Origin of the sequence: Mycobacterium sp. NAZ190054 (genome assembly GCF_001545925.1) — a bacterium.
Lineage (GTDB): Bacteria > Actinomycetota > Actinomycetes > Mycobacteriales > Mycobacteriaceae > Mycobacterium.
Map to the genome: position 1 here is coordinate 21183 of NZ_LMVQ01000001.1, position 23135 is coordinate 44317.

The 23135-nt window shown below is 62.7% G+C and carries 22 protein-coding genes; 4 read left to right on the forward strand and 18 right to left on the reverse strand.

Annotated elements, in window-relative coordinates:
* Positions 1-8 precede the first annotated feature (8 nt).
* The 11 genes from ASJ79_RS00110 to ASJ79_RS00160 all read right to left on the reverse strand — a co-directional run bounded on the left by ASJ79_RS00110 (position 9) and on the right by ASJ79_RS00160 (position 11689).
* Positions 9-581: a hypothetical protein gene (locus ASJ79_RS00110; RefSeq protein ID WP_156448215.1), complete on the reverse strand. Its 573-nt coding sequence runs from the start codon at positions 579-581 to the stop codon at positions 9-11.
* Positions 578-1081, reverse strand: coding sequence for a redoxin domain-containing protein (locus tag ASJ79_RS00115; RefSeq protein ID WP_231750664.1), 504 nt, complete (start codon positions 1079-1081; stop codon positions 578-580). The genes ASJ79_RS00110 and ASJ79_RS00115 overlap by 4 nt, the downstream gene beginning before the upstream one ends.
* A complete protein-coding gene (locus tag ASJ79_RS00120) occupies positions 1078-2715 on the reverse strand; it encodes an MCE family protein (protein WP_067952224.1) in 1638 nt (545 codons plus the stop codon). Before ASJ79_RS00120 ends, ASJ79_RS00115 begins: the two co-directional genes overlap by 4 nt.
* Positions 2715-3938, reverse strand: a complete 1224-nt coding sequence (locus ASJ79_RS00125; protein ID WP_156448216.1) for an MCE family protein — start codon at positions 3936-3938, stop codon at positions 2715-2717. The genes ASJ79_RS00120 and ASJ79_RS00125 overlap by 1 nt, the downstream gene beginning before the upstream one ends.
* Positions 3935-5176 (reverse strand): MCE family protein, encoded by a 1242-nt coding sequence (locus ASJ79_RS00130; protein WP_067952226.1) that lies wholly within the window; start codon positions 5174-5176, stop codon positions 3935-3937. The genes ASJ79_RS00125 and ASJ79_RS00130 overlap by 4 nt, the downstream gene beginning before the upstream one ends.
* On the reverse strand, positions 5173-6258 hold the full coding sequence (locus tag ASJ79_RS00135; protein ID WP_082753554.1) for an MCE family protein: 1086 nt from the start codon (positions 6256-6258) through the stop codon (positions 5173-5175). Before ASJ79_RS00135 ends, ASJ79_RS00130 begins: the two co-directional genes overlap by 4 nt.
* Before the next feature lies 1 nt (position 6259).
* On the reverse strand, positions 6260-7285 hold the full coding sequence (locus ASJ79_RS00140) for an MCE family protein (RefSeq protein ID WP_082753556.1): 1026 nt from the start codon (positions 7283-7285) through the stop codon (positions 6260-6262).
* Positions 7282-8481: an MCE family protein gene (locus ASJ79_RS00145; protein WP_067952227.1), complete on the reverse strand. Its 1200-nt coding sequence runs from the start codon at positions 8479-8481 to the stop codon at positions 7282-7284. The genes ASJ79_RS00140 and ASJ79_RS00145 overlap by 4 nt, the downstream gene beginning before the upstream one ends.
* A gap of 5 nt (positions 8482-8486) precedes the next feature.
* Complete coding sequence (locus ASJ79_RS00150; RefSeq protein ID WP_067952228.1) at positions 8487-9332, reverse strand: ABC transporter permease; 846 nt, start codon at positions 9330-9332, stop codon at positions 8487-8489.
* A gap of 10 nt (positions 9333-9342) precedes the next feature.
* Positions 9343-10158, reverse strand: a complete 816-nt coding sequence (locus tag ASJ79_RS00155; RefSeq protein ID WP_067952229.1) for an ABC transporter permease — start codon at positions 10156-10158, stop codon at positions 9343-9345.
* A gap of 661 nt (positions 10159-10819) precedes the next feature.
* The gene (locus tag ASJ79_RS00160; RefSeq protein WP_067952230.1) at positions 10820-11689 is read right to left on the reverse strand and encodes an oxidoreductase; all 870 of its coding nucleotides are present in this window, start codon (positions 11687-11689) and stop codon (positions 10820-10822) included.
* A 339-nt stretch (positions 11690-12028) separates the two neighbouring features.
* On the opposite strand from ASJ79_RS00160, the gene ASJ79_RS31825 reads away from it, so the two are divergent.
* Both ASJ79_RS31825 and ASJ79_RS00165 read left to right on the forward strand, forming a co-directional pair.
* On the forward strand, positions 12029-12256 hold the full coding sequence (locus ASJ79_RS31825) for a hypothetical protein (protein ID WP_156448217.1): 228 nt from the start codon (positions 12029-12031) through the stop codon (positions 12254-12256).
* Positions 12253-12723 (forward strand): MaoC family dehydratase, encoded by a 471-nt coding sequence (locus ASJ79_RS00165; RefSeq protein WP_067952231.1) that lies wholly within the window; start codon positions 12253-12255, stop codon positions 12721-12723. The genes ASJ79_RS31825 and ASJ79_RS00165 overlap by 4 nt, the downstream gene beginning before the upstream one ends.
* A 71-nt stretch (positions 12724-12794) precedes the next feature.
* Here ASJ79_RS00165 and ASJ79_RS00170 read toward each other — a convergent pair whose 3' ends face one another.
* The 4 genes from ASJ79_RS00170 to ASJ79_RS00185 all read right to left on the reverse strand — a co-directional run bounded on the left by ASJ79_RS00170 (position 12795) and on the right by ASJ79_RS00185 (position 17762).
* Positions 12795-13580: an enoyl-CoA hydratase-related protein gene (locus ASJ79_RS00170; RefSeq protein WP_197420021.1), complete on the reverse strand. Its 786-nt coding sequence runs from the start codon at positions 13578-13580 to the stop codon at positions 12795-12797.
* Positions 13581-13591: 11 nt separating this feature from the next.
* Positions 13592-14329 carry a 3-oxoacyl-ACP reductase family protein gene (locus tag ASJ79_RS00175; protein WP_067952266.1) on the reverse strand — a complete coding sequence of 246 codons (738 nt, stop codon included), beginning with the start codon at positions 14327-14329 and terminating at the stop codon, positions 13592-13594.
* A gap of 55 nt (positions 14330-14384) precedes the next feature.
* A complete protein-coding gene (locus tag ASJ79_RS00180) occupies positions 14385-15809 on the reverse strand; it encodes an aldehyde dehydrogenase family protein (RefSeq protein ID WP_067952267.1) in 1425 nt (474 codons plus the stop codon).
* A 156-nt stretch (positions 15810-15965) separates the two neighbouring features.
* Complete coding sequence (locus tag ASJ79_RS00185; protein WP_067952233.1) at positions 15966-17762, reverse strand: acyl-CoA dehydrogenase; 1797 nt, start codon at positions 17760-17762, stop codon at positions 15966-15968.
* 423 nt (positions 17763-18185) lie between these two features.
* Here ASJ79_RS00185 and ASJ79_RS00190 point away from each other — a divergent pair, with 423 nt between their 5' ends.
* Positions 18186-18788: a TetR/AcrR family transcriptional regulator gene (locus tag ASJ79_RS00190; protein ID WP_067952234.1), complete on the forward strand. Its 603-nt coding sequence runs from the start codon at positions 18186-18188 to the stop codon at positions 18786-18788.
* Between the two features lie 82 nt (positions 18789-18870).
* Here ASJ79_RS00190 and ASJ79_RS00195 read toward each other — a convergent pair whose 3' ends face one another.
* From ASJ79_RS00195 to ASJ79_RS30590, 3 genes are all read right to left on the reverse strand, one after another.
* Complete coding sequence (locus tag ASJ79_RS00195) at positions 18871-19692, reverse strand: alpha/beta fold hydrolase (RefSeq protein ID WP_067952235.1); 822 nt, start codon at positions 19690-19692, stop codon at positions 18871-18873.
* Positions 19693-19801: 109 nt separating this feature from the next.
* Positions 19802-21373, reverse strand: a complete 1572-nt coding sequence (locus tag ASJ79_RS00200; protein WP_067952268.1) for an AMP-binding protein — start codon at positions 21371-21373, stop codon at positions 19802-19804.
* Positions 21373-21774 carry a TetR/AcrR family transcriptional regulator gene (locus ASJ79_RS30590; protein ID WP_082753558.1) on the reverse strand — a complete coding sequence of 134 codons (402 nt, stop codon included), beginning with the start codon at positions 21772-21774 and terminating at the stop codon, positions 21373-21375. The genes ASJ79_RS00200 and ASJ79_RS30590 overlap by 1 nt, the downstream gene beginning before the upstream one ends.
* A gap of 322 nt (positions 21775-22096) precedes the next feature.
* Here ASJ79_RS30590 and ASJ79_RS00205 point away from each other — a divergent pair, with 322 nt between their 5' ends.
* Complete coding sequence (locus ASJ79_RS00205) at positions 22097-23116, forward strand: NAD(P)-dependent alcohol dehydrogenase (protein ID WP_067952236.1); 1020 nt, start codon at positions 22097-22099, stop codon at positions 23114-23116.
* Positions 23117-23135: the final 19 nt, after the last annotated feature.

Here is a 23135-nt window from a genome sequence, read left to right on the forward strand (position 1 = left end):
ACAGCTGTCTACGCTTCCTCAACCAGCCTCATCGGAACCTGATCGGCGCTGGGTGGCCCCCCGCACTGGTCACCGTGGATCGTCTCGAGGGTGCCCGACAGCGTGTCGTGGGCCCACGACCAGTTCTGTACGACGGTGGTGTCTATGCTCGCGGGACAGGTAGCAATATCGACTGGATATGACGATTTCAACCAGTCGCCATGATAAACCGACATTTCCCACGTGTTGTCGCGCAGTATGGCATATCCCCGCCACCCCTCTGTGCTGGAAACCCTAGCGACACAGCCAGGTGCGCACGCTGATTGGATCGTCCACGTCGACCCGCTGTCGCCGGGTGTGATGACCGCGTAGGTGCCGCTGACCATGTCGTCGGCGCGCGCCGTGGCGGTCAGACCGAAATTGGTGCCGGCCACAAGAGCGATGGCGCAGACCACGGTGGTACTGAGTACGAGCCGCACGCATGCGGAAGTCCGGCTCGTCCGGACAACGGCGTGACAACCGCTGCCCGGTGAAACATCCACTACTGGGGCAATATTCGGGTCGACTGGAGTGTTCGATGCAAGGGGCATGGCGATCGTCACCGACCCGCCAATGCAGTGACTCGGTTGGTGAGCTCCCGCTCGGACATGGGGAGGGCGGGGTTGTTGACCAGATCGCCGGTGCCGTCCGGGCGCAGGAACGCCCATGCCGACGGCCATGGCACAAAGAATGCTTGCCAGATCTGCCCATTGGCGTCGGTCAGGTTGGTGAACCCCAGATGGTGGTCGTCGACGAAGCGGCGCATCGACGCCGCGTCCCAGCGCCCTGCCACCCCGACGAATCGCACGTCCGGGTTAGCAGCGGCCACCCGGCTCACGATGGGAGCCTCGTCGCGACAGGTCGAACAGTAAGGCGCCGGCGTCCAAAACCAGAGCACGGCTGGCTTTCCTATCAGGCTGCGGCCGTCGAAGAGTGCGCCGGATAGCTCGGTGCCGTAGAAGCGCAGCCGCTGGTTATTACCGTCCAGGGCCGTATCGGCGCTCGCGCTCGGCGCCGCGCTGAACAGTGCCCCGACCAGGAGGAGGCACGCAGCGAGGATCACTGCCCGAGAACGAGGTCTTGCCATGTTCTCTTCTCTCCCGTTGCAATGAGTTCGGATTGGCGGTAAAGCTGCCCGTCGGGGCCGACGTATTCGCCCGTGCGGGGGTTATAGCCGGCGACGGCCGCCGACGGGCCCGGCGGTGCGGCGGTGGTCAACGAATTCGGTGTGACTGGCACAACCGCGCTGGGATCTTGTGGCGCCGGGCCCATTGGCGGCGGCGCGGGAGGCGGCGGGAGGCCCAGGCTGCCCTCGTTGTCGCGGGGCAGATCGGGAACGGGCAGCGCAGCCGGCGGCGGCGCACCGGCCGGCGGCGGCGGCGCTGATGGTCCCTGGCCGGGCGGAGCGTAGAGCCCCTGGTCGGGGAACCAGCGGGTGTCGGGCGGAATCCCCTGGGCCTCGAGGTTGGGGTCGCGCGGGTAGGGCCCCACCGGCGGATTGCGTTGTGCCAGCGGCTCATACTCCTCGTCGCTGTTGCATATCGCAGCGGACGGAGCGCGCTTTCCGGGTTTGGTGACGCACGGAAAGTTGCGAACGCCACGGACGGCGATCGGCGAGTCTTGCGGCAGTTTGCAGTAAAGGTCGTCGGGCGTGTCTACGGTATCGGTCTCGTAACCCGGCCGCCACTCACTGGGCGGGAGGAACCCGACGGTGCAGGCCGGCGGATCTGAAATCTGTATGCGAAACGATGCGATTGCCATTCCCGTCGGATTGTGGTCGGGTGCAGCAGCGTTTATCGCGGCGACCAGCGGCGGATACAGCACCAGCACTTGCTCCAGGGACGGGTTGTACGTGACGGCGAGTTGGCCGACGGTGGTCAGGTTGGCCAGCAGCACCGGCAGCGTGGGATTGAGTTGGTCGAGCAACCGCGATACCTCCTGGGCGGTGCCGGGCCCGGTTGTGAGCAGGGTGCGCACCTGCGGATCGTTGACGACGAGTTGGTCAGTCGCCCCCGCCAGACTGCGGGTCCAGGTGCGGATGTCGTCGACGGTGCGGGCTTGCGAGTCCAGCAGCGGGTCGGCGTCTTGGATCAGCTTGCGTGACTGGTCGCCCACTGTGTTGAAGTCACCCGCGATCGTGGTCGCCGAGTCGATCAGGAACTGCATGTCGTATTGGGCGCCGTTGACGCTTCGATAAGTCTCGTCGATCAGGGTGTGCAACGAGTCTTTGGGGAACGTCCCGACCAGGCGGCTGACGTTGTCGAGCACCGGCCCGACCGGCTGGGGCAGACTGACCCGGTCAGCGAGGATGACCGAACCGTCGCGCAGGTATGGTGCCGAGTCGGTTTCGGGGCGCAGGTCGACATACACTTCGCCGGCCGCCGACACGCTGCGCACCTGCGCGTGCAAGTCGGCAGGGATGGTCGTCGACGTCAATGACAGTGTGGCGGTAACCCCGAGATCGTCGGCACTCTTGTCCAACGCAACGTCGGTGACCCTGCCGACTTGCACGCCCCGATAGGTCACATTGCTGTAGCGGTACAGTCCGCCGGTTACCGGCAGCTGCATCGTCACGGTTACCCGACCGATGCCGACAATCGACTGCACCTGCATGTATTGAACGAACATCACGACCAGACCGATCACACCGACGATGGTGAAGACGGCCAGTTGGATACGAACGAACCTGGTCAGCATCAGCCGCCTCCGGTCCCCGGTGAACCAGGTTCGGGCGCAACCGGTTCGGGCACCGGTGTGCTCTGTTGATCAGGTGTTAGCGGAGGGACCAGGGTTGGCGCTCCAGGGATTTGGAACGGTGCCTGCGGGGGCGGTGCGTTGCCCTGCTGCCAGTCATAGCCCGGATCGCCGACCGCTGCCTGGGGCATTATGTCTGGATCTTCAAACCGGGTACCTAACAGTAGCGACCGTTTCAGCATCGGCACGGTCATATCGAGCGTCCCCGCCAGGTTCAGGTAGTCCCCCTTGAGGGCATGGTCATAGAGGTACTGGTTGCCGGGAAACGTCAGGGCGGCACCCAACGCGCGGCCGATGTCGACTCCGACGTCGGCAAGCGCGCGCAGGATGGGTTCGAGGTGTCGCAGATTATCCACCAGATCGGTCTTGACGTCGGCGACGACTCCGGTGGCGGTGTCGCTGAACGTGCCGAGCTTTTTCAGCGCGTCGGTGAGACGGGGTCGTTCGCGAACCAGGACATCTAATGCGCGCGGGACCGTGTCCAGCGCTCTGTCCAGGGTGTCGCGCTGCCCGGCGAAAACTGCTGACAATCTGTTGAGTTGGTCGATGGTGGCCACGACGTCGTCACGCTGGTCGGAGAACACGCCGATGAAGGTGTCCATGCGGGTGAGCACGTCGCGGATCGGGACTTCCCGCCCCGAGAAGGCGGCGTTGAACTCTTTGACGATGTCGCCGAACTGGCCGAGGCCGCCCCCGTTGACGACCAGCGACAGCGCGGCCAGGGTTTGTTCGGTCGACGGGTACGTCGAAGAGTTCGCGAGTGGGATGGTCGAACCTGGTGCCAGCCGGCCGGCGGGAGCGACTCCTTGCGGCGGGTTCAACGCGACGTGGCTGGAGCCGAGAAGGCTGGTTTGTCCGACGGTGGCCACCGCGTTGGCCGGCACGACCACACCGGGTTTGATGAAGATCTCGACCTCGGCATGCCAGTCCTCCACGTTCATGTTACCGACGCTGCCCACGCTGACGTCGTTGATCAAAACCGGTGAATTCGATTCCAACGAGCCGATATCGGCGAACTGAACGTGATACACCGTCGCGTCGGGAACGCGCCCCGTCGCACCGGGCAGCGGCAGCGAGTTGACGCCCTGCCACTGACAACCGACCAGCATCATCGGCGCGCAAACGACAGCGATGGACCGTCGAACTGCTTTGGCACACAACGTCATGGGTGGGGCACCTCCGGGGGAAGCAACATGTCCTGCAAGGAGGGTGCGGGTGTAGCGGCCGGAGCGGCGGCGCCGCCAGGCGCCAGGCTCGGGTCGGTGTAAATCAACCGATGCGGTGGTGGAGACGGCGCCAGCAGCAGGTTGAAGGGAACCGGGTTCCCGTTGAAGTTGAGGGTGTTCAGCGCCGGCCCGAGGTATTCGGCGCACTTCTTGGCCGCTTCCAAAGGGTTCCCGTTGCTGCCTTCGACCAACGCCGAGCACAGGAACTGGGTCGGAGTTGAGAAGTTGTTCAGAATAAATGTGCCGGACACGGTGCCGGAGTAGGGATCGTACATGTTGTAGTAGTTCGAAATCGCGTTGGGGAAGATATGGAGTAGCTCTTCGAGATCGCCCTTTTGATCGGCAAGGGTCTGTGTCACCGCGACCAGGCGGGTGACCTGTTCGCTCGTCTTGTCGCGGTTCGTCGCGACGAACCGCTGCACATCACCCACGGCAACAGATAGATTCGTCAGCGCCGCATCCAGATCCGAACGGCTGCCGTCGAGCACGCTGGACAGCGTCGCGAGCCGGCCCTCGACCTGCACTATCTGTTCATTGCTGTTGCGCAGCGCGGTGACGAAAGCTTGAAGACCTTTGATGATGTCGACGATGTTGCCGCTGCCGTCAGCCAGTATCCGCGCAGTGCCCGATAGCTGGGCCAGTGTCTGGCGGAGCTTGTCGCCGTTGCCGTCCAGCGCTCCGGCGGCACTGTCGATAAAACGTCCCAGTGATCCGCTGTCGTCCTTGCTCGCCGGCCCCAGCGTGATGGCCAGCCTGTTGAGTTGGTCCTTGACTTCGTCCCACTCCACCGGAACTGCGGTGCGCTGCACGGGAATCACAGCTCCATCGCGCATGGTCGGGCCCCGGTCTTCGTATGGCGGGGTGAGCTGGACATAGCGGGAGGAGATGAGGTTCTCGGCGACCACGATGGCTTTGGCGTCGGCCGGAATCGGCACGCCGCGATCGATTTCCAACGTCAGCTCTGCGGTAGCGCCCTGCGGGTGAATCGCAGTGATGGTTCCGACTTTCACCCCGGCGACCCGCACGTCATCGCCGGTGTAGATGGATGGGGCGCTGGTAAAGACAGCCCGTACCTCGGTCGGGCCGAAGAAGCGGTGATAGCCGACGATAGCGACACCTCCTAACAGCACCGCTGTCAAAGTCAAGGCGCACAGGCGCAGGATCAGTGGCCTACTCATGGATGTGGAATCTGACCTTCGAATGGGGGTTCTTCGCGGTTGTAGCAGTCGCCGTCCTCCCCACAGGTAGGCATCGGGACCAAGTTGCGCGGCTGAATCCCGAATGCCCAGTCCATGAACGGCTGAATGAACCGGCCCGGCATGAGGTTTCCCACGAAGGCGTTGTAATAGCCGCCGCTGGAGACGGCTTCAGCGTTGGTCTGGGATACCTTGCGCAGCCGGGGTATGGCAAGGGCAATGTTGTCGCGGTTCTTCTCCAAAACCGCCGTCACCGCGTTCAGCCTGTCCAGCGTGGGGGCCAGTTCGGCTTCGTTGTCGTGCACTAACCCGGACAGTTCTTTGGCGACGAGCGAGGTGTTCTGCAGCAGATTCACAATCGCTTGCCGGCGATCGACGAGAACACCGAGAAGCGTATTGGCGTTGAGTATCAGGCTGTTGATCTGTTCGCTCCGCTGCCCGAGAACACCGGTGACGCTCGTCGCCGACTCCAATAGTTCGCGCAGGGATTCGTTGCGGCCGTTGATGGTTTTCGACAGCCTGGTCAAACCGTCGAACGTGGGCCCGAGTTGAGGGGCGATCTGGTCCAGGGTGGCCGACAGGGTATCCAGAGCCTGGTTGAGCTGGTCGGTATCAGTGCCGGCGACATTGGTGGTCACGTCGTTGAGCGCATCGGTCACCGCATACGGCGAGGAGGTTCGCGACAGCGGAATAACCGACCTTGGCGGCAGTTTCGCTGTTCCCGCAGGATCTAGTACCAGCACTCGTCGCCCCAGCAGCGATCCAATCTTGATGTGGGCAGTGGTTTCTGACCTCAGGCCGACGGTGCCCTTGACGGTGAAGTCGACGACGACTTTGCCGTGTTGCAGCGAAATCTTCGAGATCGTACCGACCTTGACGCCAGAGACCTTTACGTCGTTGCCGGCGGCCAGCCCGCCGGCCTCGGTGAACACGGCCTGGTACGGAACCGAGGTGGCCAACGTCATCAGGCGTTCGGGAGCCAAGCCGACCGCGACGACGAGCACCGCGAGCACAATTCCGATGAAGCCTTGGCGGATGAGACCTTCAGCACGGTATTTCAGCATGCTATCCCCTGCATCGCCCGGTGTCGGAGTGGAACCACGGCAGCACCAACACCTTTCCGGACGGATCGTTGACTCGCAGGTTCAGTTCGCACAGCCAGTAGTTGAGGAAGTTGCCGTAAGATCCGATGCGGATCAGTTTGCGCAGGTTTTCCGGCGTCTTCTGTATCGCGGTGTCCACGGTGTCCTTGCTGGCATCGAGGTTTGGTGCCAGCCGGGCGAGCTGGTCGACACTGCCCGCCAGCGGCGGGCGTGCCTGGGTGAGAAGATCTGCCACCGACGCGGTGCCCTGCTCGAGCGCGGTGATGGCATCGCCGATCGGATCGGCGTCTCCGGACAACCCACTGATCAATTGTTCAAAGCGGTCGACGGTCGCCGAGAATTTGCCGCCGTTGTCGGCCAGGGTGGCCATCAGGACACGCAGGTTGTTGATGAGCTGTTCGATGAGTTGGCTGTTGTCGGCCAGATGCGCGGTGAACGACGAAGTGTTGGACAGCAGTGAATTGAGCGTGCCCTCTTGGCCCTGCACGATTTGCAGCAGCGAGGATGTCAACGCGTTGACATCCTGCGGGTTCAGACTCTGGATGACCGGTTTCAAGCCGCCCAGCAGCGTGTCGATGTCCAACGCCGGCGCGGTGCGGTCGACGGGAATGGTTGAGCCGGCCGGTAGTAGCCGGGTGGAACCAGGTCCGTCGAGCAGGGCCAGATAGCGATCGCCCACCAGATTCTGATACCGGATGACCGCCCGGGTCCCCGTAGTCAATTCTTGGTTCGAGTCGACGGTGAAGTCGACGGTGACCTGTTCGTCATCGCCGAGATGCACCGACGAGACGGTGCCCACCCGGATCCCGCTGATCCGCACGCCGTCGCCGGACTGCAAGTCCGAAACATCATCGAACACCGCCGAATAGGCCTTGCCTGGCCCGGTGCGCGCCTCACTGAGCGTCAGGAACAGAAAGGTCGACGCGATGCCCATGATGACCGCGAAGACCATGAACTTCAGGAACGCGGCGCTACGCAGAATGCTCATCCGGGCTGGCCGATCTGGGCACTGTTGCGTGGGGGGCCGTCGATGGGGCCGAACAGCAGTTGCTTGAGACCGTCGCTGTTGAGCACGATTCCGGGGTTGTTGTATTTGAAAGGATTCGCGCCGACGTCGGCGACGACGAATGGTGGAGACTGGCCGAATTTCACTGGGAAGACCTCACATCGCGGTCCGCCGGTGGCGCCGATCTTGGGTAGGTCGGACGGAAAGCGGTAGCGTTCATGTCCGAGTAGCAGATTGATCAATTGAGGAGCGCCGCCCTCCCACTTGTGGTTCTGAGCTGCGGCGTCCTGCACGGCCAGTCCGGTAAGACCGCAGTTCAAGGCCGGGCTGTAGCGGTCGAGCAACGATGTAGTCGGCAGAAGCAGTTGCAGTGTGTTGTCCAGCGCGGAATGGTTAGCGGCCAGGAAGTCGTTGCCGATATCGGCCAATCCGATCACGCTCACCAGCAGTTCGTCTAGTTTCTGCTGCTCGTCGATGACCGTCTGGCTGATGCGGGTCGCATTGTCGACGGTGCGCAGCAGATCGGGTGCAGTTTCGCTGTAGACGCTCAACACCTCCGGCGCAGTGGCTAATACGTGCGAGAGCTCCGGTAACGCCGGCTCCAGTTTGGCCAGCGCAGCATCAAGGTCGGCCAGCGATTGACCGAACCGCTCGCCCCGCCCGGACAATGCACCTGAGATCGTGCCCAGCGTCTCGTTGAGCTTGGCCGGCTCGATTGCCGACAACACGGCGGTGAGCCGTTCGAAGACCGTATTGAACTCCACCACTACCTGGTCGGCTTGCAACACCTGTCCGGCATACATGCTCGTCGTGGACGGGTCCGGCGGTGGCATCAGCCGGACGGACTTCGCACCGAAGACGGTGGACGAAGCGATGTCCGCGACAACGTTTTCGGGAACGAGATGCACCGTCGAGGGATCCATCGACAAGTGCAGAACGGCTTGGTCGTCAGGTCTGTTCTCGATCGATACGACTCTGCCAACCTGCACGCCGAGCATTTTGACCTTGGCCTCAGGATCCATCACCAACCCGGCGCGCTGAGTCACCACGGTGACAGGTACTCCACCCGCGAAGCCGCCAGCGAACGCGGTCAGTGCGAGCGCGACGATGGTGACGAGTACGGCAGCGAAGACCGCCCCGATGAGCGGGCGGCGTAGTTTCCTCGGAAGGGGGGCCATGTGTCTCACCCGGCCAGATTGAAGTTGCCGTTGGTGCCGTAGACCGCCAATGCCACCAGCAACGTGACCGAAACGGTAGCCACCAGTGAGGTGCGCACTGCATTACCCACGGCGACGCCCACCCCGGCGGGTCCGCCCGCGGCGAAGAAGCCGAAATAGGAATGTATGAGCAGAATCACCAAGGCCATCAGGACTGCTTGCAAGAACGACCACATCAAATCAACGGGATTGAGAAACGTGGCGAAGTAGTGGTCGTAGAGCCCTGCGGACTGCCCGAGCAAGGTAACGGTCACGAACCGGCTCGCTACGAACGACAAGATCACGGCCACGGCAAACAGCGGGGTGATCACCACCATGCCGGCCACCAGCCGCGTCCCGACCAGGTAGGAAATTGGCGGTATTGCAATGGATTCCAGCGCGTCGATCTCTTCGTTGATGCGCATCGCGCCGAGTTGCGCTGTGGCTCCGGCGCCGAACGTCGCCGCCAGGCCGATCCCAGCGATGACGGGCGCCGCAATGCGCACGTTGGCGAAAGCCGCCAAGAACCCTGTCAGCGCCTCCACACCGATGTTGCCAAGCGAACTGTAGCCCTGCACCGCAAGGGTTCCGCCGGCGGCCAGGGTGAGGAACCCGACAACGACCAGAGTTCCGCCGATCGTGGCCAGGGTCCCGACGCCCATGCTGATTTCAGCGATGAGTCGAACGGTCTCCCGTCGGTAGCGCAACGCCGCCTTGGGCGCTGCCACGAGGGCTTGGCAATAAAACGTCGCATGGTCACCGAGGCGGCCGAAACCTTCGACGGGACGCATGAATTCGCGATAGAACCGCGGATACGTGGATCGCACGATCATTGGGTGCCCATCATCCGACAGTCATCCGGATGCCGATTGCGGTTACCAGGACATTGACGACGAACATACACATGAACGCGAATACCACGGTTTCGTTGACCGCATTGCCCACCGCCTTGGCCCCGCCGCCGCTGATGATCAGACCCCGATAACAGGCGATCAACCCGGCGATCATCCCGAACAATGTCGCCTTCACACACGAGATCACCAGTTCGGGGACACCGGTCAGCAGCGTGATCCCAGCAGCGAACGAGCCGGGATTCACAGCCTGCACGAATACGGCGAAGAAGTAGCCGCCGAGAATGCCGATGATGCAAATCAAGTTGTTCAACAGCAACGCCACCAAAGCAGACGCCAGGATCCGCGGAGTGACCAGCCGATGTACCGGATTGATCCCCAGCACCTCCATGGCATCTATTTCCTCGCGGATACTGCGTGCGCCGAGGTCGGCACACATCGCGGTCGCGCCCGCGCCCGCCACAATCAACACTGTGACGATTGGCCCGATCTGAGTGACAGCCCCGAACGCCGCGCCGGCACCGCTGAGGTCGGCGGCCCCCAACTCACGCAGCAAGACATTGAGGGTGAAGCTGACAAGCACCGTGAACGGGATGGCCACCAAAAAAGCCGGCATCAACGACACCCGCGCCACGAACCACGCCTGCTCCCAGAACTCGCGAGCGTAGAACGGTCGGCGGAAGATGTAGCGCACGGCGTCGAAGGACATCGAGAAGAAGCCACCGACGACTCTCATCGGCGTACGCAAGTTCTTCTGCAGCAACGGCAATCCCGAACTCCACCGATCGGCACCGCTAGCCCAAGCCATCAACGTCCTGACCTCCCGGACAACCGCTGGTGTGCCAGTGACTACTTGTCACAAATTGTTGTCGGTTGGTCACGTTTGCTACGGTAACGCACTGGCGAAGTGACCGTCAATACCTTGTCGAGTAACAACGTCTTGTATCTGATAGGTCTGCCGGGTCCGTAGTCGATCGTCGCCTTGTGTCGGCGAGAGACTCAGCGATCCGGCCCAAGGCGGCACAAGATGAGGTTTCCGTGCTGCGGTCGACTGCCGGCGTCGTCCCAGCGCAAAGAGTGTGGCGGCGTTGGCGGCCGCGGAGGTGCGCGGGTGGCGGTGACCATGCTTTTGGGACGGCTGCGGACTCGATGCCCTGCACTCCGCTGGAAGCGCCTTCGATGAGAACGGGTTCGGTCAGCGACAATGGCTAATGGGCCAAGTCGATGGACCCATGCCGGGACGGCTAATCAACCATGCTGCCTCGACGTCGTAGTTCGAGTTTCGCGGCTGTGGCGCAACACTTTCGAGGGTGAACAATTGTCAGGACAGTCGTCGCGTGGCGGCGAATGCGTGCTCCGCCGCTGACGGCCATCCCTATCATGGTGAAGGCGAATACCTCAATGACGGTGGCTGGCGACCCACGCCGTGATTAGCAGTCGAGATAGCCACAGCGGCTGCGCAACCCAAATCAAAGCCCGAACCGGATCCCAGTGAGTTCTTCGGACAGCTCCCACAAGCTCGCAGCCTTCGCGTCGTCACGCGACGCCGGGGTCCGTAACGAAGTGGCGCCGGTCGGACCCCACGCCGCGAACCGCGGGCCAATGAATGAATCGCCGGGCAGGTCTTGTGACACCGCGTACAGCGTCTGACGGGCGCCGAAATCTGCGTCAGTATTTATCTTGTTGCCGAGCACCATGAAAGCGTTCGCCAATCTGCGGCCGGTGTGGCTTTGCAGATTGGTCGACGAATAGCCGGGGTGGGCGGCATGCGCCCTCAGCGCTGACCCCGCCGCATCCAGACGTTTTTGCAGCTCGCGAGTGAACAGCAAATTGGCCAGCTTGGACTGCCCGTAGGCCTGCCATGGCCGATAGGGCCGTGCCTTCCAGTTCAGATCCTCGAGGTTGATTCTGCCGAACATGTGCATTCCAGAGGAGACGGTAACGACGCGGTCGGCGAGCTTCGGAAGCAGCAAGTTCGTCAGGGCGAAGTGGCCGAAATGATTGGTGCCGATCTGGCTTTCGAACCCGTCGACCGTCAGGGCGTACGGGCCCCCCATGATGCCTGCGTTGTTCACGAGCACATCGGCGCTGTCCACCCCGTCAGCAAAGGTGCGCACCGATGCCAGGTCCTGCAAATCGAGCCTGCGTACCTCGACATCACCGCTCATGGACTCGGCGGCCTCGTCGCCCTTGGTCGTATTGCGCACGGCGAGAATCGTCTTCGCCCCGACACGGGCGAGCTCACGCGCGGTGACCAGGCCCAGCCCACTGTTGGCCCCGGTCACGATGACCGTCCGTCCGGCGAAACTCGGGAGGTCGGCAGCGGTCCATTGACTCATGGCGCCCAGCGTATCGGAAATCAGTCGTCACGTTGAACCGCCCTTACAGACGAACGCGGACAATGCCAGGCTTCGCATCGGGCTTGCACCGCCGCGTGCGCACGCTTTCCGACGAGATTGTACTCGATTTGGAATCCCCAGCGTGCAAAACCTCACCGTCGCAAGTGGTTTAGTGGAGACTCCGCCCCACATGAGCCTGAGTTGTGCCCGACCCGCCCGATAAGGGGTCTTTTCCGGCAGGAACCCAGAAGTGCGTTCAACGGCGGGCGCCAGCACTGCAGTGCGCGTCGATGTCCCGCCCTCTTACTACAAAGGCTTGCGCGCTCGAGATTGCCCGACTTGGTTGACGATGCGTCAGTCGTCGACGCCGCGTCAGCTCGCTTGATCGACTCCCCGTCCGCAGAAGATCGTGTGATCAACCATCATTCGCACGCCATTCGGTGTGCGAATGATGGTCTTGTGAATGTTGCAGCGGACAAAACAGCCGTCACGGAAGCCGTCCTCGCCGTCTCGACTTACGAAAATGCTTACCAAGCAGTTGGTTTTGCCGAAGAGGCCTTGGCATGAGAACCCCGACCGCCATCGCCTACGCGGATCTGGCCACCGCCTCAGATGTCACGCTTCGTGCGACGGATTGGTTTGGCTTCGAACAGGATTCGGTGTCGGACTTCGCCCGGGTCACCCACGACACACAGTGGATTCACGTCGATCCGGACCGCGCCAAGACCGGTCCGTTCGGCGCGGCGGTGGTGCACGGATTCTTTACGTTGTCGCTGTGCTCGCAGTTCTTCTACCAACTACTCTCGGTACCCGGCAGCGGCATGGTCGTCAACTACGGTCTCGACGGAGTGCGCTTTCCGCGACCAGTGCTCGTCGGACAACGAGTCCGCGCCCATGGGCTACTGGTTGACGCGACCGCTCGGGGCGGCGGCATTCGCACCACAACGCGGCTCACCATCGAGGTCGACGACGGAGACAAGCCGGCATGCGTCGCCGATCAGATCAGCCTGTTCTACCCGGCCGACGAGGCTTGACACCGAGACGAAGACCGCCCGTCGGCGCCGTTACTGCCTGCGAACAGACGACGGGCGGTCTTTGTCGGCTTTCAGCCCCGATCGAACACCGGTGTGCGCTTCTCCAAGAACGCCTGAGTGGCCTCGCTTGCCTGCGGATCACGGCTTGCGGTGATGTGGCGCTGCGCTTCTCGTTCCAGTGCCTCGCTGAATCCGACGTGCTCGGCGTCGTTGAGGTTTGCCTTGATCAACCGCGTTGCGACGTCGGGGCCGGCGGCCAATCGCGCCGCCACATCGTGTGCACGTCCTGCTACCTCGTCGTCGGCGACGATCTCGGTTGCCAAACCCATCGCCAGGGCCTGCGCGGCGTTGATGCGGCCACCCAGCAGATAGGCTTCGCGCGCCTTGGCTGACCCAAGCAGCTTGGTCAGCAACCAAGTGCCGCCGAAGTCGCCCGACAAACCCACACCCACGAAAGCGGTGGCGAAGACTGCCGATTCGCCCACGATGCGTAGATCGGCGGCGCACGCCAACGAGAATCCGGCTCCCGCACATGCGCCACGCACCGCCGCCAGCGTCGGCTTCGGCATGTCGTGTAGCAGTTGGGAAATCCGCATATAGCGCCGTAGTCTGCCGCTAGCCTCGATCAGCGATCCGTCCCCGCCGACTCCGCCACCGATGCCTTCGCGCAAGTCGCCGCCGGCGCAGAAAGCTCGCCCCTCGCCGGTGAATACCACCGCGCGGGCCGTGTCGTCGGCGGCAGCCCGCTCCACCGCCCACAGGACGTCATCGAGGAACGCATCGGTCATCGTGTTCAGTCGGTCAGGACGGTTCATCGTCACTGTCGCGACGCCGTCCCTCACGTCGTACTTCGCCATGTCGTGCGTCATTAGATTGCCAACCCTCCGTCGATGGGGAGAACCACTCCAGTGATGTAGTTCGCTTGCTCTGAGGCCAGAAACGCCACTGCCTCGCTCATCTCCTCCGGCGTGCCATATCGCCCGATCGGCGTCATCGCCTCGAATTCGGCCCGCTTCTCGTCGGGAATACCGGCGATCATTCGAGTCTCGGCGTTGGGTGAGATCGCGTTGACGGTGACACCGAACCGCGCCAATTCCTTGGCCGCCGTCTTGGTGAAGCCGATGATGCCCGCCTTGGCGGCAGCGTAGGCGGACTGACCGAGGTTGCCGTGTAACCCCGTATAGGACGTGACATTGATGACACGCCCGTACTGTTGAGCGCGGAAGTGCGGCACGCAAGCCCGCGTCAAGCGGAAGGTGCCACCCAAGTGCACGGCCAATACCGCATCCCAGTCGTGATCCGAAAGCTTCCACAGCACTCCGTCTCGCAAAATACCGGCGTTGTTCACGACGACGTCCACCCGGCCGTGATCCGCCACGGTCCGCTCGACCAGAGCCTGCACAGATTCGCTGTCGGCGACGTTGGTGCGTATGTAGGAGGCTCCGACGGCGGCGGCCGTTTCCGGACCGACGACGTCGTCGACGTCGGCGATCACCACGGTGGCGCCGGCGCGCGCGAACCGGTCCGCGATCGCGCAACCGATCCCTTGCGCCGCACCGGTCGTGATTACGACTCGCTTGGAGAAGTCGAATTCGACTTCGCTCACCACGTCCTCCTATTCGGCTGGCGCGCCGTGGCGTGGCACGCCGCAATTTCGTCGGTCAACGTTGGATCGCTTTGGTTTCCAGGAACTCCCACAATCCGTGCTTGCCGAGTTCGCGGCCGTTGCCCGACTGCCGGTAGCCCCCGAACGGCGCTTCGGGATTGAATCGTCCACCGTTGATGTCGACTTGTCCGGTACGCATCCGCTTCGCGACCGACATTGCTCGGTCCGGGTCGGCCGAGAAGACGCCACCGGCCAGCCCATAGATGGAATCGTTGGCGATCCGCACGGCGTCGTCGTCACCATCGGCCGGCAGGATGGCCAAGACCGGGCCGAACACTTCTTCCTGAGCCAGGCCATGCTGGCTGCTGACGTTCGTGAAAATGTGGGGTGCCACGAAGTTGGTGCCCTCGAAAGCCGAGGCATCGAACGGTATCTCGAGTTCGGTCAAGCCGTCCTGCCGAGCGCGCTCGATGTGGGCGACCACTGTCGCCTTGTGGGCCGCCGAGATCAGGGGTCCAAGATGGGTGCCCTCGTCAAGCGGGTCCCCGATGACCATCTTGGCCGCGGTGGCGCGTGCGATCTCCTCGGCATCGCGCAGCTGGTCACGCGCGACGATGATCCGGGTCCACGCACTGCACGTCTGGCCGGAGTTCAGCAGTCCGTTACGGACCGCGGACTTGACGGCGACTTCGAGGTCAGCATCGTCGAGGATGACGCACGCCGACTTCCCACCAAGCTCCAATCCAACGCGTTTGACGGTTTCGGCGGCCAGCGCCCCGATCCGACGGCCCACCTCTGTTGAGCCCGTGAAGGTCACCATGTCGACGCCCGGGTGAGTGGCCAACCGCTCCCCGAGCGTGCCCCCGCCACCGGGCAGCACGTTGAATACGCCCGAGGGCAGTCCGGCCGCGTCGGCGGCCTCGGCAAGTAGCAGGGCATGGATGGGAGTGAGGCTGGCGGGCTTGAGTACCACCGTGCAGCCCACCGCCAACGCTGGCGCGACCTTGCACATGGCCTGGTGCAGCGGGTAATTCCATGGAGTGATCGCTGCGACTACACCGATCGGCTCGGAGACCACCAGCGAGTTGCCTACAGTCTCTTGCCAGTCGAACTCGGCGGCCAGACGCAGGGTGGTCCTCAGCGTCGTCTGTGGCAGACCCACTTGCACGCGACGCGACAGCTTGATCGGCGTGCCGACCTCGGCCGTGATCACCTGTGCGAACTGCTCTGCACGAGCGTCGATTTCGTCGGCATACCGTTCCAGTATCGCCGTCCGCTCATCGAGTGCGAGGCCACTCCAGTCGTCGAACGCCGCCGACGCCGCGGTAACCGCCGCGTCAGTTTCCTCGCCGGTAGCCACCCGGACTCGTGCCATCTCCGCACCCCCAAAGGGGTGCACCAACCGGATCACGTCAGCGTCATCAGACAACCACTTCCCGTTGACGTAGGGAGCCCAGACCTTGCCCTGCTCATTCGACATGCGATTCAGCATACATATTTGTGCGGCGTGAGATCAATTGCTGCTCAACATAATACGCGCGTTTTCGAAGGCGTAGTCGGCGACCAGTGGACACCAACAGACCCGCGGGTGGATCGTTGACCACCACCGGCGTTGGAATCGCGTTCCCGAGTCGAATCAGAGGCACTCCGGTGTGGTGTCGAGTAGGAGTTGACCACCAGCGCGCAGAACGCCGATGTGCGAGTTGATCTGCGGTAGCTCGTAAGTGAAGAAGTACTCCGCCGCTCGGCGCTTTCCTTCGTAGAAGTCATCCGTCCCGCCCTCCGCGGCGAGCAGCTGCTCGAGCCACATCCAGGCGGTCACCGCCATTCCCACCGCGTCCAGGTAGATGGAAGCGTTCGCCAAGCGCAGACGCGCATCGGGTTCCGCGAGCAGTTCGGTTGTCACCTCGGCTAACGTCGACCAAGCGGTACGCAGCGTCGCAGCGTGAAGTGCGGCATCACCTCCGGCCGATTGGCCGCGATCGACGGTGTTCTCGACACGAGCCAGCAGCGTCGTCCACCCGTACCCGCTGTCCAGCGTCACCTTCCGCCCCAGCAGGTCGATTGCCTGAATGCCGTTCGTACCCTCGTGGATTCGGTTCAGTCGATTGTCGCGGTAGTGCTGCTCGACGTCGTAGTCTCGGGTGTAGCCGTAACCTCCGTATATCTGGATGGCCAGATCGTTGGCCTTCAAGCACCACTCGGAGGGCCAACTCTTGACCACGGGCGTCAGGACGTCGAGCAATGCCGACGCTTCGCGAATCGACTCGGGATTGCCGGTGACTTGTTCGTCGACGAGCCGGGCGCAGTAGAGCGCGAGTGCGAGCGAGCCCTCGACATAGGACTTCTGCGCCAGCAGCATGCGGCGGACGTCGGCGTGTTCGGTCAGCGGCAATGCAGACGCGGACGGATCCTTGGCACCGGGCGGCCGGCCCTGGGTACGCACTTTCGCGTAGTCCAACGACTTCAGGTAACTGACGTAGCCCAATGCGGTTGCTATGAAGCCGATTCCGATCCGGGCGTCATTCATCATGTGAAACATGCACGACAGGCCAGCATGCTCTTGCCCGACCAGATAGCCGACTGCGCCCCCGCGGCCACCCGGTTGGTGAGTACCATCGCCGAACGCCAGCAAGGTGTTGGTTGTACCGCGTACGCCCATCTTGTGGTTCAGGCCCATCAAGGTGACGTCGTTGCGCTCGCCGAGGCCTATGCCGTCCTCGCCGGGAAGGAACTTCGGGACGACGAACAGCGAAATGCCCTTGACGCCCGGGCCGCCGCCCGGCGACTTGGCCAACACCAGATGGACGATGTTCTCGCCGAGGTCGTGTTCACCGCACGAAATCCACATCTTGGTTCCGGTGATCCGGTAGGAACCATCGCCTTGCGGCACCGCCTTGGTGGTGATATCGGCCAACGACGAGCCAGCCTGTGGCTCGGACAGGCACATCGTGCCGTAGTAACGACCCTCCACCATCGGTACGACGTAGTGGCGGACCTGGTCGGCCGTTCCGTACTTGGCAAGCAGTTGCGCATTGGCGATAGTCAAGAAGGGGTAGTTCGCGGTGCCGACGTTTGCGGCTTGCAGCCACATCATCGATGCGCGCCCAATGGTGACGGGTAGCTGCATGCCACCGAGGTCGTCGTCGAACGTCCCCGCGGTGAGGCCTGCAGACTGATATACCCGCAGCGCTTCAGCGATCTCGTCGATCAGTTCTACCGAGCCGTCCGGGCGCATGATCGGCTCGTTGGCATCCGCCTTCTTGTTGTGTGGCGCGAAGCACTGCTCGGCAATGTCGGTGCTCAGGTCGAGCACCGCGTCAAACGTCTCGCGTGAGTGCGCGGCAAAGCGTTGCCGCTCGGTCAACGATTCGACATCGAGCCACTCGTAGAGCAGGAAATCGAGGTCACGGCGAGAGATCAACTCGGGCAAGAGAATTCTTTCGAGTCCTATGGGAAGCCAGGGCGAATGGGGGGGAGGCGCGTCAAGACAGTCGCTCGACGGGGCGAGGGCAGGTGCACCACCGCAGACGTTGAGCCGACCTTGCCGAATGTCTAGTTCTCGGGCGCTGCCGAGGACTTGCACTGCTCACTGCGACCAACGTCGTCCCGAACCGCGGTCCGCCGCCGGTGGCGACGACGACCGTGCCATCGGCAAGCACGACAGGAGTGATCTCCTTGCGAACAAGCAAGCATCACGGCTTGGGCCACGTCCTGATCTCCTGTTTCGACGGCGGCCGCGCAGTTTGCCCGCGGCCACAGAACTATGCGTACGCATATTTTCTATGCAGTTGCATATCTTCGACGCTCGAGGGCAGCCTGTCAACCAGGCGGCCCAAGCAGTAATGATTGAGTCATGACGAGGCAGCCGGCGACACCTGTCGCACCATCGAAGGCCGCGGCTCGTATCGTGGCTGCGGCAGTGGTGCTATTCGCCGAGCAGGGATACGGTGCAACGTCTCTGCGAGACATCGCGGCCAGTCTCGACCTCAGTCCCGGGGCCGTCTACCCCCATTACAAGACCAAAGAATCTCTGCTGTTCGCGATCAGCCTGCGGGGTCACACACAGTCCCTACGAGCGGTCACCGATGCAATCGCACCGTTCGAAAATCCCGTCGACAGGCTGCGGCACGCGGTGACCGCCTACGTCGCCTGGCATGCGCGCAACAACGCCCTGGCACGAGTCGTACAGTACGAACTTCGCTCACTGTCAGACGAGCACTATCGCGAAATAGTGAAACTGCGCCGCCAGACGACCGAGACCTTCCGCGAAATCCTGCTCGCCGGCCGCGAAAGCGGCTCGTTCTCCTGCCAAGATCCCGAGGCCACCGTTCTCGCGATCACCTCCGTGGGCCTCGACGTCAGTCGCTGGTTTCCCACCCACGCCTTTGCAGACCCCGACGATCTGGCTCGTAGATACGCAGACTTGGCTCTGCTCATGGCGGGAACACGTGAGTGAGCTGACCGTCGATCCAACCCGAAGCCGTCGGTTGTCCAATTCGGCGCTTTCAGGTGCGAATCTCACCCTGCTGCACAGTCGATTACGCGTGCTCAGCATGAGTTCGACGCAGGTGTTCCCTGACATGGTGAAGCCAGTCGTCGAGCCGCTCGTAGATCATTCCGTGGCTCGAGCCGACACCCTCGATGAGCACGAGCCGGGCTCCGGGAATACGTTCAGCCACGGCGCGGCCGTGTCTGGGTGGGGTGAGGAGATCCTGCTCGCCGGCGATCACCGTCGTCGGCGCGGAGATGTCTGCAAGCCGATCAAGGGAGTCGTGCGCGAGGTTCGCGGCCCACTGCCGCACAGTCATTGCGATCTGTTCGGGAGTATGGGGCATGAAGGGGCGCGCCTCAGCCAAAGCGGCGATCAGTTCCGGTTTCTCCAGCCCTTCGGGCGATTGCGATAAACCGAGCGCTGCGAGCGCATTTGCCGTGTCGCCATAGATCCACGGCGTGCGCATCGCGGCCAACATACTGCGAAGAAACCTGTCGGACCGACCCCACGTCGCGTACAGAACAAGCGATGCAACCAAATCGGGACGGGCCAGGGCCAGTTCCTGAGTCACGGCGCTACCCAACGACCAGCCGATGATGTGCGACGCGCCGACTTCAAGATGGTCCAAGAGGGCGGCCGCGTCTTCGGCCAGAGAACGCATGGACACGTCCCCGTCAGATGGTGAGGAGGCGCCCATACCGCGGTGGTCGTAAACAATGACCCGGTAATCAACTGCCAGATCATCGATTAGCGGCTGCGGCCAGTGCTGTATTGCCAGGGTCGTTCCGGTCACCAGCAGTAACGGTTCCCCGTCGCCGTACGCTTCATAGGCCAGTGTGTCGCCGTCAGGCAACATGAACTTGAGCATTGAATTATTCTATGGCACAACGTCATCGGTGCGTGCCGCATTCGCACCACCTTGCGATCCCACGGCCTTGCCGAGCTCACCACCTGGCTGCGTGCGCCTGGCGCGGACATCAGTTCTTCAGACGGTCGCGCAGGATGTGCTTCTGTATTTTCCCGGTGGACGTCTTGGGTAGCACGCCGAAGACAATTTGCTTGGGAATCTTGAACCGTGCCAGATGACCTCTGGCGAATTCAATGAGGTCTGCGTCGGTGACTTGGGGATCGCCGCGAAGGGTCACGAAGGCGACCGGTACCTCACCCCATCGATCGTCGTGACGTCCGACGACGGCAGACTCGAGTACGGCCGGATGTGCGTCGAGCACTCGCTCGACCTCGACAGAGGCGACATTCTCACCACCGGTGATGATGACGTCCTTGATGCGGTCTTTGAGTTCGACGTAACCGTCGGCATGTTTGACGGCAAGATCGCCCGAGGACAGCCAGCCATCAACCATCGCGGCGCGAGTCGCGTCGGGATCTCGGTAGTAGCCCAACATGACATCGTTGCCGCTAACCAGGAGCTCGCCAGGCGTAATGCCGTCGTCGGGTACGTCCGTGCCGTCCGACGCGACGACTCGCGGTTGTCGCGCAATGATGTTGCCTATGCCCTGACGGGCCTGTTTCGAGGCGATCTCGTCCTGCGTCAGTTCGTCCCACTCAGGCTGCCATTGGTTCACCATGATGGGTCCGAAGGTCTCGGTCATACCGTAAAGGTGCGTGACGCTCATTCCCAATTCAGCCATCCGCCGGAGCTGGGTAGGCGACGGCGGTGCTCCTCCGGTGGTGACGTTCACACCATCCGGTAGGTGCGCAGCGGAAGGATCCGCTGAGATCATGTTTAGCACTGTGGGTGCTGCACTGAAATGAGTTATGCCGGCTTCCTTGAGCAGATGCCAGATTCGCGCGGTATCGACCGACCGCAGACACACGTGGGTCGCGCCGGCGGCGGTCACCGCCCAGGTGAAGCACCAGCCGTCGCAGTGGAACATCGGCAGAGTCCATAAGTAATTCGATGCCGGCACCAGCTGTGTGTGATAGGCCATCGCGATCGACTGGAGGTATGCTCCGCGGTGGTGGTACATCACGCCTTTGGGCCGGCCCGTAGTGCCGGACGTGTAGTTGATGGCCAGCAAGCTTCGTTCGTCTATTTCACGCACCACAGGCGCGGCGCTGGCTTGGAGGAGTCGTTCGTACTCATCGTCGCCGCCCCCTGCGATCACCACACGTATTCCGCATGCCGTCGCGACTTGAGCCGCTGCTTGGGCGAATTCGGCAGTTGCGATCAGTACCTTGGCGCCACTGTGGCCAACAATGTATTCCAATTCGGGCACTGACAGGCGGACGTTCAGTGGGACCAACACCGAACCATGAATAGGCGTGGCGGCGTGTATCTCGAGCATGACATGGCTGTTGGCGCACATCGCTGCCACGCGATCCCCTACGCTCACCGAGAGCGACTCGAGCACCGCCGTCAATTGCAAGACTCGCGCATGAAATTCACCGTAGGTAAACGATCGCGCTTCGTCGACAATGGCGGTCCGGCCGGCGAAGACCTGCGCCGCCCGCGTTAAAAAGGCTCCCGGCGATAGCGGGGTGAAATCAAAAAATTCTGCGTCTTGATCCACTTCGGCAGACAGCGTCATCAACCCCAACCTGACATTCGACATATGGATAGAGCAGCAGCCGATCTGGCCACGCTTCGCCCCAGATATGTTGACGGGCCACGCTTCGGTGCCGATGGCCATGGCGCTCCGACAATCCACCGGCACGCGGAGACATCATGCAAACGGACCATGTCGTGGGCTGGTTCCTCGGTCGCATCACGGGCGAGGCGAGTATCGAAAAGCCTTGCCGCCTCGGCAAGCTCACCAAGAACTTGCTTGAACAACCCATCTTTGGAGCCGAAGTATGCACAGAGCTGAGCTTTGTCCGCTTGTGCGTTAGCAGAGACGCGGTCGACGCGAGCACCGGTCATTTTGTAAGCAGCGAACTCAGCGGTCCCCGCATCGAGAATACGGCGGCTGGTGGCTGGACCGTCGTTCACAACGTGAGTGTAAACCAACTGGTTTGTTTGACAAGGCGCTCGGGCAACGCTACTTTGCCAGTAACGAACTAGTTAGTTTGGAGCACGAGATTCGAGCCTGCACGTTTGAGCGCCCTACGCAACCACCTCGCCGCCCCAAGCTCGTGCAGCCAGGTAGCGGTCATTCGGTCTTCATCGCAGGTTCACTTCACCTCGACTGCAGTGGGCCTTGACCGCCGTCGTCGGACTGCTCGAGCCGCTGATCACGTGGCTCGGTCCACCTAGCACAACTAAATAACCGCAGCTAGCCGATCTCTGCCAAGCGACCTCGAAAGGAAGATACATGCGCGTCAACGCTTTCGCTGCGCCCGCCGCAGGGGCCGAACTCACCCCGTATGAGTACGAGGCCGGCGAGCTCGGACCGCTCGAAGTAGATGTCGACGTCACTCACTGCGGGGTTTGCCACACCGATGTCGTGATGATCGACAACGACTGGGGCTACGGGAACTTTCCCTTGGTTGCCGGACACGAAGCCGCTGGCATCGTGTCCGCCGTGGGGTCACTGGTCGACACCGAGCGGCTTGCAGTCGGGCAACGCGTGGTGGTGGGCGCCATCGCCGGGTCCTGCATGAGCTGTGAGTTCTGCTTGACGGGCCGCCACCACCTCTGCGCGCGCAGGGACGACACCGTGATGCGCGGTGACCGCGGTGGCTTCGCCTCCTCCGTGCGAGCCAGCGACTGGCGCTTCGCCTACCCGCTGCCCGACGCCATCGAACTACAGGACGCCGGCCCCTTGCTATGCGCAGGCGTCACCGTCTTTGCGCCGTTCATCCGGTACGACATCAAACCCACCGACCACGTCGCGATCGTCGGGATCGGCGGACTCGGGCATCTGGCGATCCAGTTCGCCCGCGCCTGGGGCTGCGAGGTCACCGCCATCTCCACGTCGCCTGGCAAACGCGACCAGGCGCGCAAGCTGGGCGCCGACCACTTCATCGTGAGCCGTGACGCCAACGAATTGGCCCAGGCCGCAGGAAGATTCGATTTCATCCTCAACACCGTTACCGGCGACCTCCCGTGGGACGAGTACCTCGCCGCATTGAAGCCTCAGGGCACCTTGTGGATGGTCGGGATGCCCGACAGCGCGATACAGGTCAACCCGATTTCCCTGTTGATGGCGGAGAAAAAGATCTCCGGAGGCTTACCGGCGTCAAACCAGGAAACCAGGCAGATGCTCGAATTCGCGGCCCGCACCGGAGTGCGACCGCTGATCGAAACGTTCCCGATCTCCGACATCAACCGGGCAATGGCCCGAGTGCGATCGGGTGACGTGCGCTTCCGAGCCGTAGTAACCGCGCGGTAAAGCCAACGTGACGCCGGCG

Coding starts and splice junctions, on each gene's coding strand:
- ASJ79_RS00120 (WP_067952224.1), bottom strand. CDS start 2,715: ATGCTGACCAGGTTCGTTCGTATCCAACTGGCCGTCTTCACCATCGTC.
- ASJ79_RS00125 (WP_156448216.1), bottom strand. CDS start 3,938: ATGACGTTGTGTGCCAAAGCAGTTCGACGGTCCATCGCTGTCGTTTGC.
- ASJ79_RS00130 (WP_067952226.1), bottom strand. CDS start 5,176: ATGAGTAGGCCACTGATCCTGCGCCTGTGCGCCTTGACTTTGACAGCG.
- ASJ79_RS00135 (WP_082753554.1), bottom strand. CDS start 6,258: ATGCTGAAATACCGTGCTGAAGGTCTCATCCGCCAAGGCTTCATCGGA.
- ASJ79_RS00140 (WP_082753556.1), bottom strand. CDS start 7,285: ATGAGCATTCTGCGTAGCGCCGCGTTCCTGAAGTTCATGGTCTTCGCG.
- ASJ79_RS00145 (WP_067952227.1), bottom strand. CDS start 8,481: ATGGCCCCCCTTCCGAGGAAACTACGCCGCCCGCTCATCGGGGCGGTC.
- ASJ79_RS00150 (WP_067952228.1), bottom strand. CDS start 9,332: ATGATCGTGCGATCCACGTATCCGCGGTTCTATCGCGAATTCATGCGT.
- ASJ79_RS00155 (WP_067952229.1), bottom strand. CDS start 10,158: ATGGCTTGGGCTAGCGGTGCCGATCGGTGGAGTTCGGGATTGCCGTTG.
- ASJ79_RS00160 (WP_067952230.1), bottom strand. CDS start 11,689: ATGAGTCAATGGACCGCTGCCGACCTCCCGAGTTTCGCCGGACGGACG.
- ASJ79_RS00165 (WP_067952231.1), top strand. CDS start 12,253: ATGAGAACCCCGACCGCCATCGCCTACGCGGATCTGGCCACCGCCTCA.
- ASJ79_RS00170 (WP_197420021.1), bottom strand. CDS start 13,580: ATGGCGAAGTACGACGTGAGGGACGGCGTCGCGACAGTGACGATGAAC.
- ASJ79_RS00180 (WP_067952267.1), bottom strand. CDS start 15,809: ATGTCGAATGAGCAGGGCAAGGTCTGGGCTCCCTACGTCAACGGGAAG.
- ASJ79_RS00190 (WP_067952234.1), top strand. CDS start 18,186: ATGACGAGGCAGCCGGCGACACCTGTCGCACCATCGAAGGCCGCGGCT.
- ASJ79_RS00195 (WP_067952235.1), bottom strand. CDS start 19,692: ATGCTCAAGTTCATGTTGCCTGACGGCGACACACTGGCCTATGAAGCG.
- ASJ79_RS00200 (WP_067952268.1), bottom strand. CDS start 21,373: ATGACGCTGTCTGCCGAAGTGGATCAAGACGCAGAATTTTTTGATTTC.
- ASJ79_RS00205 (WP_067952236.1), top strand. CDS start 22,097: ATGCGCGTCAACGCTTTCGCTGCGCCCGCCGCAGGGGCCGAACTCACC.